Origin of the sequence: Streptomyces sp. NPDC055962 (assembly GCF_042270185.1) — a bacterium.
Lineage (GTDB): Bacteria > Actinomycetota > Actinomycetes > Streptomycetales > Streptomycetaceae > Streptomyces.
In genome coordinates, this window is record NZ_JBHJYN010000009.1 from 149,098 (window position 1) to 162,154 (window position 13,057).

Annotated in this window: 9 protein-coding genes, 2 tRNA genes and 1 pseudogene; 6 read left to right on the plus strand and 6 right to left on the minus strand. The window is 72.2% G+C overall.

Annotated elements, in window-relative coordinates:
* The first annotated feature begins 45 nt into the window (after positions 1–45).
* The 4 genes and pseudogenes from sigJ to ACFC51_RS24770 all read left to right on the plus strand — a co-directional run.
* Positions 46–990, plus strand: coding sequence for an RNA polymerase sigma factor SigJ (sigJ, locus tag ACFC51_RS24755; protein ID WP_376530827.1), 945 nt, complete (start codon positions 46–48; stop codon positions 988–990).
* A 94-nt stretch (positions 991–1,084) separates the two neighbouring features.
* Entirely contained in the window at positions 1,085–2,281 is a 1,197-nt protein-coding gene (locus ACFC51_RS24760) for an NAD(P)/FAD-dependent oxidoreductase (protein ID WP_376530830.1), read from the plus strand.
* 594 nt (positions 2,282–2,875) lie between these two features.
* On the plus strand, positions 2,876–3,082 hold the full coding sequence (locus tag ACFC51_RS24765) for a transposase (RefSeq protein ID WP_376530920.1): 207 nt from the start codon (positions 2,876–2,878) through the stop codon (positions 3,080–3,082).
* 116 nt (positions 3,083–3,198) lie between these two features.
* Positions 3,199–3,627, plus strand: a pseudogene (locus ACFC51_RS24770) (transposase); the annotation flags it as partial.
* Here the strand turns inward: ACFC51_RS24770 and ACFC51_RS24775 are convergent.
* From ACFC51_RS24775 to ACFC51_RS24790, 4 genes are all read right to left on the minus strand, one after another.
* Positions 3,563–3,952, minus strand: coding sequence for a DUF6188 family protein (locus ACFC51_RS24775; protein ID WP_376368399.1), 390 nt, complete (start codon positions 3,950–3,952; stop codon positions 3,563–3,565). The pseudogene ACFC51_RS24770 and the gene ACFC51_RS24775 sit on opposite strands and share 65 nt — an antisense overlap.
* A gap of 57 nt (positions 3,953–4,009) precedes the next feature.
* Positions 4,010–4,486 carry a hypothetical protein gene (locus ACFC51_RS24780; RefSeq protein ID WP_376368398.1) on the minus strand — a complete coding sequence of 159 codons (477 nt, stop codon included), beginning with the start codon at positions 4,484–4,486 and terminating at the stop codon, positions 4,010–4,012.
* A gap of 281 nt (positions 4,487–4,767) precedes the next feature.
* A tRNA-Arg gene (locus ACFC51_RS24785) sits at positions 4,768–4,840 on the minus strand.
* Positions 4,841–5,046: 206 nt separating this feature from the next.
* Positions 5,047–5,137 (minus strand) — tRNA-Ser (locus ACFC51_RS24790).
* A 347-nt stretch (positions 5,138–5,484) separates the two neighbouring features.
* Between ACFC51_RS24790 and ACFC51_RS24795 the strand changes: the two genes are divergently transcribed.
* Positions 5,485–5,955, plus strand: coding sequence for an SSI family serine proteinase inhibitor (locus ACFC51_RS24795; RefSeq protein ID WP_376368396.1), 471 nt, complete (start codon positions 5,485–5,487; stop codon positions 5,953–5,955).
* Positions 5,956–6,298: 343 nt separating this feature from the next.
* Positions 6,299–10,378 (plus strand): PAS domain-containing protein, encoded by a 4,080-nt coding sequence (locus ACFC51_RS24800; RefSeq protein WP_376530832.1) that lies wholly within the window; start codon positions 6,299–6,301, stop codon positions 10,376–10,378.
* 102 nt (positions 10,379–10,480) lie between these two features.
* Here the strand turns inward: ACFC51_RS24800 and ACFC51_RS24805 are convergent, their stop codons facing one another.
* Positions 10,481–12,127: a long-chain fatty acid--CoA ligase gene (locus ACFC51_RS24805; protein WP_376530834.1), complete on the minus strand. Its 1,647-nt coding sequence runs from the start codon at positions 12,125–12,127 to the stop codon at positions 10,481–10,483.
* A 256-nt stretch (positions 12,128–12,383) separates the two neighbouring features.
* The gene (locus ACFC51_RS24810) at positions 12,384–12,938 is read right to left on the minus strand and encodes a SigE family RNA polymerase sigma factor (protein WP_376368390.1); all 555 of its coding nucleotides are present in this window, start codon (positions 12,936–12,938) and stop codon (positions 12,384–12,386) included.
* Between the last annotated feature and the right edge of the window lie 119 nt (positions 12,939–13,057).

Here is a 13,057-nt window from a genome sequence, read left to right on the forward strand (position 1 = left end):
TCGCGATCCGGGCCTCCGGCGCGCGGTGAGGGCTAGGATCCGTGCATGGCTCCGACCATGAACGACACGGACCGGTTCGAGGCCGCCATGCCGCGCCTGGAGGCCATCGCCTACCGCCTCCTCGGCTCGGCGAGCGACGCCGAGGACGCCGTGCAGGACACGTTCCTGCGCTGGCAGGCCGCAGACACCGGACGTATCGAGGTCCCCGAGGCCTGGCTGACGAAGGTCCTCACCAACCTGTGCCTCAACCAGCTCACCTCGGCCCGCGCCCGGCGCGAGACCTACGTGGGCCAGTGGCTGCCGGAACCGCTGCTCGCCGGGGACCCGATGCTCGGCCCCGCCGACACCGCCGAGCAGCGCGAATCCGTCTCGTACGCGGTCCTCACCCTCATGGAGCGCCTCTCCCCCAACGAGCGGGCGGTGTACGTGCTGCGGGAGGCCTTCGACTACCCGCACCGTCAGATCGCCGAGATCCTCGACATCACCGAGGCCGCCAGCCAGCAGATCCTCCACCGCGCGAAGAAGCACGTCGCGGACGGGAAGGCACGCACCGGGATCGACGAGGCCGCCGCCCGGCGGATCGTCGAGGAGTTCCTGGCAGCCGCCACCAGCGGCCGGACCGAGCCGCTCGTCCGGCTGCTCACCGACGACGCCATCGCGATCGGCGACGGCGGAGGAAGGGTCCCGGCCCGCGCCAGGGCGGTCGAGGGGGCCCTCGCGGTCGCGAAGTTCATGCGCGGCCTCTTCAAGCCGAGCAAGGCCAAGCGCGCCTACGTCGGCGATTCCCCCGAGGTCCACGCCGCGACCGCCAACGGCGCCCCCGCCCTGGTGGCCGTCTCCGACGGCGTCGTCGTCGGCATCATCTGCCTGGAGATCACCGCGGACGGCATCCTCGCGTTCCGCAGCCAGGTCAATCCCGACAAGCTGGAGCGCGCGACCAGGCGATGGGCGGCCACGGACCACGGAGAACCCCTGCGCACCATCTTCTGACGGCGGTGTGAGCTGCTTCACATCACGTTCCTGTCAGGAATCGGCGGGCTGCCCGGTTCAAGGGGCAGAAACCGCGCGAGACAGGAGCAGGGAAATGTCGCACCGAATCATCGTCCTCGGAGCCGGATACACCGGAGCCAGCGCTGCCGGCCGCCTCGCCAGGCGACTGCACCGCGACGACGTCTCCATCACCCTCGTCGACGCCGAACCCGACTTCGTCGAGCGGGTCCGCATGCACCAGCTGGCGGCCGGCCAGGACCTCCGGCCCCGGCCCTTCGCCGAGATGTTCGAGGGCACCGGCGTCGCCCTGCGGCTCGCGAAGGTCACCGCTGTCGACGTCGACCGCAGGACGGTCGCCGTCACCGGCGCGGAGGGGGCCGAGGAACTGCCGTACGACAGCCTCTTCTACGCCCTCGGCAGCGGCTGGAACACCCAGGGCGTACCCGGCATCACCGAGCACGCCCACGACATCTCCGGCCGTCCCGGAGCACTCCGGCTGCGTGAGCGCCTGGCAGCCCTGGAGGCAGGCCGGCCCGTTCTGGTCGTCGGCGGCGGCCTCACCGGCCTGGAGGCCGCCACCGAGATCGCCGAGGCCCGCCCCGACCTCGACGTCGCCCTCGCTGCCCGCGGCGAGCTCGGCGACTGGCTCTCCCCCAAGGGCCGTGCGCACGTGCGGAAGGTCTGCGGCAAGCTCGGCATCACCGTGCACGAACACACCACCGTCACCGGCGTGGAGGCCGACCGCGTCACCACCGCGGACGCCACGGAGGTGCCGTCCGCGGCCACCGTCTGGACCACCGGCTTCGCGGTCCACCCGATCGCGGGGGCCACCACCCTGGAGCTCACCGACACGGGCCAGATCGTGGTCGACCGGACCATGCGCTCGGTCTCGCACCCGGACGTGTACGCCGTCGGCGACGCGGCCATGGCCATCGGCCCCGCCGACAAGCCGCTGCGGATGTCGTGCGCCACGGGCACCCCCATGGCGTGGCAGGCCGTCGACGCACTCGCCGCGCGCCTGACGGGCGGAAAGATCCCCACCACACCTCTGCGCTACTTCAACCAGTGCATCTCACTGGGCCGCCGCGAAGGCCTGATCCAGTACGTGACCGCCGACGACCGCTCCGTCCGGGCGGCCCTGACCGGCCGGCTCGCCGCCGTCTACAAGGAACTGGTCTGCAAGGGCGCGGCCTGGGCCGTCGCCAACCCCACGCTCGGAACACCGGCCCGCCACCGCCGCGTCCTCCGCACCCCGGCCCCCGAGAGCCCGGCCGCGGAGGCGACGGCCTGAGCACCCGGGACACCGCCCCGCGCTTCCGGCACCCGGCCTACCGCCCTCGCGCGGAGAACCGCCTGACGGCAATCAGGACGACACCCACGCCGACAGCGAGCGTGACCAGCACTCCGAACACTCCACCCAGACCCGACATCGCGATCATGTCTGTCTCCTCCGCATCCTGATGGCTCCGTGCCACGCGGCACTCGACCGAGTGCCGCGTGGCACACCATGGCACGCCGGTCCCGCACGCGGCACGCGGAAGACCAAAGCCTGAGGATCATCTGAGCTTGCCTCACCTCAGGGCCGCCGGCCGCACAGCCATCGAGGGCCCACAGCCCGGAGGAGAGCAGGCCGCGACGCGGCCGACCTGCCGTTTGCGGCCCCCTGCCGGAGCCGCCACGACGGCGCCACGGCGATCCACGTTCCGTAGCGTCCCAGGATCAGGCGTGGGCGGGCCGCGAACGCACGGACTCGCAGAACAATCGTGTTGAGTCGTCCTGTTGGGTGTGACCGATCTGATGATTCGGCCGCTCGTGATGGTGTGCGTCCTCGGCCGTGGATCGTGGACGATGACCTGTGGGCACTGATCGAACCGCTGCTGCCGCGGTGCCGGAACAGTCGCAGGGACCACGGCCGGTGTCGGACAGGCTCTGCCTCCAAGGCATCTTGTTCGTTCTCCACACCGACATGGCGCGGCAACTCCTGCCCCTGGAGCTGATGTTCGACTCCGCCCAGACCTGCTGGCGTCGCCTGGACCGGTGGCAGAAGGCAGGAGTCTTCGGCCAACTGCCCAAGTCCTGCTCGCGGAGATGAACGCGGCCGGCGAACTCGACTGGCCGCGCGTGCGTGGACGGCTCCCACATCCGCGCGAAAAATGAGGGCCCGACACCGGTCCGTCGCCGGTCGACCGGCCGAAGACGGGCAGCAGGCACCACCTGATCCGTGACGGACGCGGGACCCCGCTCAAGGTCATCACCACTGCCGCGAACATGAACGACGTCACCCAGGCGCTCGCCCTGGTCGACGGGATGCCGCCCGTCGCGGGCCGCCCGGGCCGGGCCCGCCGCCGGCCCGATGCCCTGTTCGGCCACAAGGTCTACGACTCCGCCCCGAACCGCGACGCGCTACGCGAACGCGGATCCTGCCTGTCATCTCACGCAAGGGCTGCCCGAACATCAAAGGGATGGGCAAGCTCCGCCACGTCGTCGAGCAGATCTTCGCGCCGTCTGCCGGGAGCGCCGCACCGGACTCCACGACTTCAGGAAGACCCGCACATGATGGGCATGCGCATTCTCAGGGCATTCTCACGCCACCACCGGGCACCGATCTCACGAAGTAGCTGCCCCGCAGGCCGATGATCCAGCCGTAGGCGTCGGAGGGAGCGGGCACGTACAGGTGCCATCCGTTGGCGAAGCGGACGCGCAGGCTACCTGAATCGGCTGCGTGGACCTCGGCGATCACCTGATCGAGCAGCTGTGTCAGCCGGTCGAGGTTGGTCCGTGAGGCTGCGTGGACGGGCACGGCTTCATGGTCGGTCCTCAGTTCGGCGGGACTGTGAACTTCGAGGCGGTTCGCACCGGCGTGAAGCCGCAGCGCGTTGCCGATGAACACCTCTCCGATACCGATCCCGCGCATCGAGCTGATGTTCCAGCCATCGCCCGCACGGTTGATGCCGATGTCCATGCGCCAAGACTACGAGCCCCGCCGGCCATGCCGCGGCACAAGATCGTGTGAAGAGTTCTACGGGCCCGTCGCCTCCAGGGCAGCCCGATCGGCCTCGATGCGCGCAGCGAGGTCGGCCAGCGCGCACACGAATCGGGCCCCGGCGATCGGGTCGAAGTCCGTCACGGCAGGCGCTGTGGCGAGGTAGTCGGAGGGGCGGATCCCCCAGGCTCCGATCAGGCTCCACCCGGCCTGGACCTCGGCGGTCCGCCCGTCCGTGGACGTCACCCGCAGCCAGGCCGTGCACTGGTCGGAGAAGTCGTACGGCAGGTGGACGGTGCCCTCCCCGCCCCCGAGGCCCGCGACCTGCGAGCCCCACTGCTCCAGGAGGCGCGAAAGCCTGGGACCGAGCCCGGCCGGCGCCGTCGGCGAGTCGTCCAGAGCGAGGTAGTAGGAATCGCAACGGTGGCGACAGGACCCGATGCGCAGACGGAGGTCGCCATGGGCCCCCTTCATGCGCACGCGGTCGAAGTGCAGAGCGACGTCCGCCGACATGGGCGTCCTTTCAGCGGGAGCTCGTTCATGGAGAGGGCTCGCCCTCCTGACCCCTCGTACGAGCGCCGTGCCGTGTCCAGGACTCCCGGAACACCACCCGAAGGACGCTCGACGGATCCTTCGGGTGGCCGCAGACCGCCATGACGGGGGAAGCCGGCACCGAGGCGAGCGAGAACACGTCCACGCCGGGCGGTGCCGGCTGACACGGTTGCTGCACTTCGCTGCTGTACGGCCAACGCGAGAGGCCCCCAGGATTTCTCCTGGGGGCCTCTCGCCTGCTGTGCACTCGGCAGGATTCGAACCTGCAACCTTCTGATCCGTAGTCAGATGCTCTATCCGTTAAGCTACGAGTGCGTGTCCTCGGCCTGAGCCTTGGTCCCGCCCCCCGGGGTTTTTCTCCCCGGTCGGCGTTGCGAGAACAACATTACATGACCTGCGCCGTGACGCGAAATCCATTAGCCACACCACGCCTGAGCTGCGAAAACACCGTTCAGCACGAGGTTCCCGGGGCCGGAAACGACCGAAGCCCCGTGCCTGGGGCACGGGGCTTCGGGTTCCTGCGGAGGCGGAGGGATTTGAACCCTCGATGGGCTTTAAGACCCAAACCGCATTAGCAGTGCGGCGCCATAGACCGGACTAGGCGACGCCTCCAGCACACCCCGCGCGAGCGCGAGTGGTGCGTGCAGATGATGACACATTCGAGCGCGCTGTCACCAATCGCCGCCCACGGTACTAGCCAGGTGGGCGGCGAGGCAAAGCGCTTCCGGAGGTGTCGGGGCCGGCCGGCCGAGGACGCGCGGGCAAGAGGCCGTACGGACGGTTGTTCCGGTCGGCCCCCCATGAGTTGCGCAACGTGCGGACGTAAGGAGCGTTAGAGAGGACGAGGGCTCCGCCCTCCGTCCGTCACCCCCGTGTGTGCCCGTGCGCGCCCCTACCGGCGGCGCGCACGAGGCAGGCCGGCGCGCTCCTGGGCGCGCCAGAACAATCAGGAGCCCCGCATGCTGCGCCGTCTCACCCTCGCCGCTGTCGCGTCCCTCGCCGCGCTGTCCGCCGCGGCCCCCGCCGCCACCGCCGTGTCCCCTCTTGTACCGCTGCCCCCGCTCCCCGTGCTCCAGGGGGACTGGCCGGTGGAGCAGGACATGCGGACCCACCTCACCGTGACGGTCTCCGAGTCCGGCAACCCGTCGGCCGACGGGGTCTTCGAGCTGGAGTGCGACCCGGCGGGCGGCAGCCATCCCGCCGCCCAGCGGGCCTGCGACCTGTTGGACGAGGCGGCGGAGTCGGGGGACAACCCCTTCGTGGCGACCGACCGCAACGCCATGTGCACCCTGCAGGCCGGCGGTCCGGCCGCCGCGCGGGTCCAGGGCACCTGGCAGGGGGAGGACGTCGACGCGCGGTTCAGCCGCGCCAACGGCTGCGAGATCTCGCGCTGGAACAACCTCGTGCCGGTTCTGCCGTCCGCCAGGTAGCCGGTTCGGCGGGGCGCACGCCGGGAGACTCCGGGCGGCGGAGCGGCGCGCACCGGGGCGCGCAGCAGTCGGCCGAAACGCTTCCAGGCCCTGTTCCAGGGGCATTTCGGGCCGGCTCCCGGTGTACCCGGAAACCATCGGCGCACGTCAGAGGGGGCGCTCGCGGTTACGTCATAGGCCACCGGCGTACACCGTGTGCACAGAACCTTGGTGAGAGCTCCCCCTCATCCGCCGCCCGCCATGCGCTCCCTGCCTTTAGACTCCTCCAGTGACAGCCTGAGGCCCGAGGGGCAGGATGGGGCCCGCTGTCGGCAAGGTGCGGTATTCAGGGAGGAAGCGTCTCGTGAGCAGCAGGCCATCCCGAGGCGCTGCTCGCCTCGCAGCCATACTCGACGCCCTCCCGGACGGGCTCCTGCTCGTCAACTGCAACGGCACGGTCGTCAACGCCAACACCATCGCCCTCGAGATGTTCGAGACCCCGGGCACCGCGCTCGTGGGCCGCGGGCTGCTCGATCTGCTTCCGGAGTTCGACTCCAGGCTGATCCCGGGGTCGATGCGCAGGCCGGAGACTGCGGACGAGCAGGGCCGGACGAAGCCGACGCGCATGATCGCGCGCCGGACCGACGGCACCGACTACCCCGTCGAGGTCACCAGTGCCTCGCTGGACAGCGGCCAGGCCGGGTACAACGACATCCACTCCAGCTACACGGGCGACGAACTGCTCATGCTCGTCGTGCGGGACCTCTCGGGCACCGTCGACACCGAGGCCGAGCTGGCCCGTTCGCAGCGCCAGACGGAGATGATCCTGCGCGCCGCATCCGAGGGGGTCGTCGGCACCGACACGGACGGCCGGGTCGTCCTGGTCAACCCCGCCGCCGCCCAGATCCTCGGCTTCCGCGCCAGTGACCTCGGCGGCAAGGAGCTCCACCCGCTGATCCTGCACTCACGGGCGGAGGGCGGGGACTTCCCGTACGAGGAGTCGCCGCTCGCCGACACCCTGCGGTCCGGCCGCAAGCACCGGGTGCGGGGGCAGGTCCTCTGGTCCAAGAGCGGTGCGCAGGTGCCGGTCGACCTGACCACCGCGCCGGTGCGGGACGGCGACCAGCTGGTCGGCGCCGTCATGACGTTCACCGACCGCCGGCCCTACGAGGAGCTGACGGAGCAGCACGCCGAGGAGGTCTCCGGGCTGACCGAACGGCACGCGGCGGAGATCGCCGAGCTCGCCGAGAGCCACCGTGCCGAGGTCGCCGCGCTCACCGAGGCCCACCGTGCCGAGGTCGCGGCACTCACCGAACAGCACACGGCCGATTCGGCGGACCGGACCGAGCGGTACGCCTCCGAGCTGGAGGAGCAGGCCGAGCGCCTCACGGGTCTCGGCGCCCAGCACACGCAGCTGACCGCCGTACTGGGTGAGTCCCTGCGCGGGCCGCTGGAGGAGCTGCGGGGCGAGCTCTCGGGCCTCGCCGCCGACCCGGCCGGCCAGCTCTGGCCCGAGGCCAACCAGATCCTGCACCACCTCGCCGCGGGCTACGCGCGCATGACGACACTCGTCGACAACGTACTGAGCTACCAGCGCCTGGACTCCGGCGCCGAGGAACTCGTCAAGCATCCGGTGCTGCTCGACGCGGTGGTGACCGCGGGCATCGACGGGGCGGTCGAGCTGATCGGTCCGGGACGGGCGCAGTTCGCGGTCCACGCGCCCCCGATCGAGGCCGAGGTCGACGCGGGCCGGCTGATCACGGCGCTCGCCCACCTCGTCGCCGACGTGGCCGGTGTCGATTCGACCGGCAAGGCACGTCCGGTGCCGGGCGGCGGCTACGTGGACTCCACGGTCGTCGTGGCCGCGGCGCAGCGCGGTGACGTCGTACGGATCGAGGTGCGCGGCCCGTTCGCCGGTGGCGACCCGGTGCACGTGCCGATCGTGCGCGGCATCGTGAGGGCGCACGGCGGCGTGCTCCAGACGCACGAGATGCCCGGGATGAGCGGCAGCGCGTACGTCCTGGAGGTGCCGCTCGGGACGGGCGCCGGGGCTGTCGCACCCGAACCGCTCCCCGTCCCCGAGGAAGCCGTCGCACCGGAGCCGGAGCCCCAGGGCGGCCGGCGCCGTGCGCGCAGGGCGTCGACGGACGCCTTCCTGGACAGCCCCGTCGATGGCGGGCCGGCCGGTCCGGAGGCCGGTGACACCGCGGCCGCGGAGCCGACGGGTCGGCGCAGGGCGCGCCGTGAGTCCACCGGCCCGCAGGACCAGCAGCAGGTACAGGAGATGACCCCGCCTCAGCGGAGCGAGGGTTCGGGCCGCAGGCGCGGCCGGCCCAGTCCGGCGGAGGCGGGTGCGGAGGCATCGGCGGACCAGCCCCGGCAGGCTCTGGCGCTCCCCGCGGCGGCTCCCTCGGAGGGCGCCGTCGTGACGGCGGCCGAAGGTGCGCAGGGAGGTGGCGGCCGCCCGCAGCGCGGGCAGACGGTGCCGCCCCAAGGTGTGCCGCAGAACGCAGCCGGGCGCCAGGGCCAGGGAGGCGGCCGTCCGGCTCTGCCCGCCCTCGCATCGGCCGAGTCCGCTCCGCAGCAGGCTCCTTCTCCGCAGGCACCCTCGCCGCAGGAGCAGGCGCAGCCGTCGGGACAGCAGCCCGGAGGGCGGCGCGCGCGGCGGGCTCTCGCCGCGGCCCAGGAGCGCGCAGCCGCGGCCGAGCCCTCGGGCCCCCGTACGGCTTTCGCGCTGCCCCCGGCCGCGGCGGACCGGATCCCGCCGATGGCTCCGGGCTCGCCCGTCGTGGCCCCGCAGTCCGTCGTCCCCCCGGCCTCCCCCGCGCCGCAGCAGGTCCCGGCGGCCCCTCAGCCGGTCCCCACCGAGGACGGCCCGCTGCCCGAGCGCCACGACGCCGTACGCACCGTGCCGGAGGCGGACCACACCCCGCCGCAGCCGCACCCCGTGCCGTCCGGGCGCCGCAGGGCGCGGCCCTCGGAGGCCCCGGAGCCGCCGGCGCGGCCCGGCCATCCGGTTCCCGGACAGCCGCTGCCCGCCGTACCGCCGCAGCCCGACTGGGCACAGAGCGGCAACACCGGCCAGGTTCCCGCCGCGCAGGCGCCCGACGACGACATGGCACCGGCCGGCGACGCGTCCTGGACGGGCCCCGGCGCCACCACGCACACCACGGGCGACGCCGCCCCTGCCGGTCCCGCGTCCGCGCCGGAAGCCGCGTCCGCGCCCGCAGCTGAACAGCACCCTGCCGACGGCGACGCTCCGGCCCCCGTCCCGGACGCGCGGCGCCAGCCGCTGCCCGCGGAGGCGCCGATGGCGGCGTCGTCGGACTCCACCCAGGGCCGTGCGTTCAGCGTGAGGACCCTGGGGCAGGGCGTGCCCTTCGCACAGCACCTCGCGCACCAGCAGAACCAGACGCTCGGCGGCGCCGGGCGGCGCCGTAAGCTCGCCGCCCCGCCGGAGGCCGAGCGCCCTGCTCCGCCTGTCACGGCGCCCGTGCCGCCGCAGCCCGTCCCGGTCCCGTCGCAGCCCGGGGGTACCCAGGGCGGCACCGTGCAGGGCGCCGGATCGGGCCGGCTGATGTCCTCGCCGGCTTCGGGAGGGCGCGCGTACGCGATAGGGGCGCCCGACGAGGGCGCCGAGGGCCCGGAGCCGCTGGACGGCCCCGGTGGCGCCGTCGAGGTGGCCAACCAGCCTCAGCCGCGGCCCGTCGACGACGAGCTGCCCCCGGAGCCGCTGGACAACCCGCGCCGGCTGCTGGTCTGGCCCGCCCCGGACGTGTCCACGCAGCAGGCGCTCAGCGACCGCGGCTACCGGCCGGTGATCGTGCACTCCCGCGAGGAGGTCGACGCCCAGATCGCGGCGTTCCCGGCAGCGCTCTTCGTGGATCCGCTGACCGGGCCGATCACCCGTACGGCGCTTCAGTCGCTCCGTCAGGCGGCCGTGGCGGCGGAGGTCCCGGTGCTGGTGACGGCCGGTCTGGGACAGGCGACCAGGGAAGCGGCGTACGGCGCCGACCCGGCCGTGCTCCTCAAGGCGCTCGCCCCGCGCGACAGCGACCAGCACCCCCCGAGGGTCCTGGTGATCGAGGAGCACGAGGAGATCGCGCTGGCGCTGACGGAGACGCTGGAACGGCGCGGCATGCAGGTTGCCCGTGCCTCCGGCGACAGCGAGGCGGTCGACCTCGCCACCCGGATACGGCCGAACCTGGTGGTGATGGACCTGATGCAGGTACGCCGCCGACGCGCCGGGATCATCGACTGGCTCCGCGCGAACGGCTCGCTCAACCACACACCGCTGGTCGTCTACACCTCGGCCGGCATGGAGGAGGCGGACCTGCCCCGGCTCGCCGCCGGTGAGACGGTGCTCTTCCTCGCCGAGCGCTCGACGAGCGACGAGGTGCAGTCCCGGATCGTGGATCTGCTGGCGAAGATAGGGACGAACTGACGGCCGGAGGCCGGTGGACGTGTACGACGAGGGCGGTACGGAGACCCGTACCGCCCTCGTCGTACGCCGTGGCCCTGCCCGTAGTGCCAGGGCCGTCGCGGCTCAGAGCGTCGTGATGTCCAGCTCCCCGTCGGCGTACTGCCGGCGGATCACCTTCTTGTCGAACTTGCCCACGCTCGTCTTCGGCACGGCCGGGACGATCGTCCACCGCTCGGGCAGCTGCCACTTGGCGACGGACTGGGCGAGGAAGGTCCTGAGCGCCGCGTGGTCGGCGGTCGCGCCGTCCTTGAGGACGACGGTCGCCAGGGGGCGCTCGCCCCACTTCTCGTCGGGGACGGCGACGACCGCGGCCTCGGCCACGTCGGGGTGCGCCATGATCGCGTTCTCCAGGTCCACGCTGGAGATCCACTCGCCGCCGGACTTGATGACGTCCTTGGCCCGGTCGGTCAGCGTGAGGTAGCCCTCGCCACTGATCACACCGACGTCGCCGGTCTTCAGCCAGCCGTCCTCGCTGAACTTGTCGCCGGGGCGCAGGCCCTCCCCGTCGGCACCGCCGTAGTACGCGCCCGCGATCCAGGGGCCGCGGACCTCCAGCTCGCCCGCGGACTCCCCGTCCCACGGCAGGATTTCGCCTCCGGGACCAGCGAGACGCGCCTCGACACCGGCCGGGAACCTGCCCTGGGTGATGCGGTACGGCCACTCCTGCTCGTCGGTGAGTCCGGCGGGCGGGTTGGACATGGTGCCGAGCGGCGAGGTCTCCGTCATGCCCCAGGCGTGGCAGAGGCGGACACCGAGCTTGTCGTAGGCCTCCATCAGGGAGGGCGGACAGGCGGCGCCGCCGATGGTGACGCTGGCCATGGAGGAGAGGTCGCGCGGCTTGGCGGTGACCTCGGCGAGCAGCCCCTGCCAGATGGTGGGGACGGCCGCCGCGTGGGAGGGCCGCTCCCGCTCGATCATCTCGGCGAGCGGCGCGGGCTGCAGGAAGCGGTCGGGCATCAGCATGTTGACGCCGGTCATGAACGTCGCGTGCGGCAGCCCCCAGGCGTTCACATGGAACTGGGGGACGACGACGAGGGTCGTGTCCTTGTCGGTCAGCCCCATCGACTCGGCCATGTTGACCTGCATGGAGTGCAGGTAGATGGAGCGGTGGGAGTAGACGACGCCCTTGGGGTCGCCCGTGGTCCCGGAGGTGTAGCACATGGCGGCGGCCTGGCGTTCGTCCAGCTCGGGCCAGGCGTAGGAGGTGGGACGGCCGGCGATCAGCTCCTCGTACTCGTGCACCCGGGGCGCGACACCGTCGAGCGCCGCGCGGTCACCGGGTCCGGACACCACCACGTGCTCGACGGACGGCAGGTGGGGGAGCAGCGGTGCAAGCAGCGGCAGCAGCGAACCGTTGACGAGGACGACCTTGTCGTCGGCGTGGTTGACGATCCAGACCAGCTGCTCGGCGGGGAGCCGCAGGTTGAGCGTGTGCAGGACGGCGCCCATCGAGGGGATCGCCAGGTACGCCTCGACGTGCTCGGCGTTGTTCCACATGAGGGTGGCGACGCGCTGGTCGCCCTCGATGCCCAGTTCGTCGCGCAGGGCGTGCGCCAGTTGCGAGGCGCGCCTGCCGATCTCGGCGAAACTGCGCCGGTGCGGCTCCGGCTCGCCGGTCCAGGTCGTCACCTGCGACTTCCCGTGGATGGTCATCCCATGGGTCAGGATGCGGGTCACAGTCAGCGGTACGTCCTGCATGGTGCTCAGCACGGCGTCCTCCCGGTGGGCGCTACGCGGCAGTAAGGGTGCGCTGATTCTGCTCACATACCAAGTGGTATGTCACTAGTTCCGGGAGTACGAATCGGTGTCGGCCGGAAGAACGGGTCTGCGGTACGGGCCAGGAGGAGGCCCTGACGAGCCCGGATCACGCCCACGAGCCCGGATCACGCCCACGAGCCCGGATCGCGCCCACGCGGATGGCGGCGTCGCCGTCGGCCGCGGCCCCAGCCGGCAGGGAGGGCCCGCGTCAGCGGACCGGGCCGAGTTCCGGATCCTCACGGAGCTTGCCCAGGGCACGGGACACGGCGCTCTTGACCGTGCCGACGGAGACCCCCATCACCTCGGCCGTCTGCGTCTCGCTGAGGTCCTCGTAGTACCTCAGGACGACCATGGCCCGCTGCCGGTCCGGGAGCTTGAGCACGGCGCGCCACATCGCGTCGTGCAGCGACTGCTGCTCGGCCGGGTCCGGCGCGGGCGCCTCCTCCTTCTCGGGAAGCTCCTCGCAGGCGAACTCGTCCACCTTGCGCTTGCGCCACTGCGAGGTACGGGTGTTCACGAGGGCGCGACGGACGTACCCGTCGAGCGCCCGGTGGTCCTCGATCCGCTCCCAGGCGACGTACGTCTTGGTGAGGGCGGTCTGCAGCAGGTCCTCGGCGTCGCTGGGGTTCGCGGTGAGGGAACGCGCGGTGCGCAGCAGCACGGGGCCCCGGGCCCGCACATACGACGAGAACGACGGATAGCGGCGGTGGCCGGCGGTGGCAGCGGCCGCCCTGGAGGCGCCGGTGCAGACTGGCGTGGTCATCACTCCACGCTAGGAGCGGGCACCGGCCAGGGGATCGGCCCCAGGTCCCGAAGCCACGTCCGCCTCAGGTTGTAGGGGTCGGGCGCCCTCCACCTCCTGAAGGTGGAGGGCGCCAACCC

What these genes read in the sequence shown, in the direction of transcription:
- sigJ (WP_376530827.1), top strand. Translation starts at nt 46, where the DNA reads ATGGCTCCGACCATGAACGACACGGACCGGTTCGAGGCCGCCATGCCG.
- ACFC51_RS24760 (WP_376530830.1), top strand. Translation starts at nt 1,085, where the DNA reads ATGTCGCACCGAATCATCGTCCTCGGAGCCGGATACACCGGAGCCAGC.
- ACFC51_RS24775 (WP_376368399.1), bottom strand. Translation starts at nt 3,952, where the DNA reads ATGGACATCGGCATCAACCGTGCGGGCGATGGCTGGAACATCAGCTCG.
- ACFC51_RS24780 (WP_376368398.1), bottom strand. Translation starts at nt 4,486, where the DNA reads ATGTCGGCGGACGTCGCTCTGCACTTCGACCGCGTGCGCATGAAGGGG.
- ACFC51_RS24795 (WP_376368396.1), top strand. Translation starts at nt 5,485, where the DNA reads ATGCTGCGCCGTCTCACCCTCGCCGCTGTCGCGTCCCTCGCCGCGCTG.
- ACFC51_RS24810 (WP_376368390.1), bottom strand. Translation starts at nt 12,938, where the DNA reads ATGACCACGCCAGTCTGCACCGGCGCCTCCAGGGCGGCCGCTGCCACC.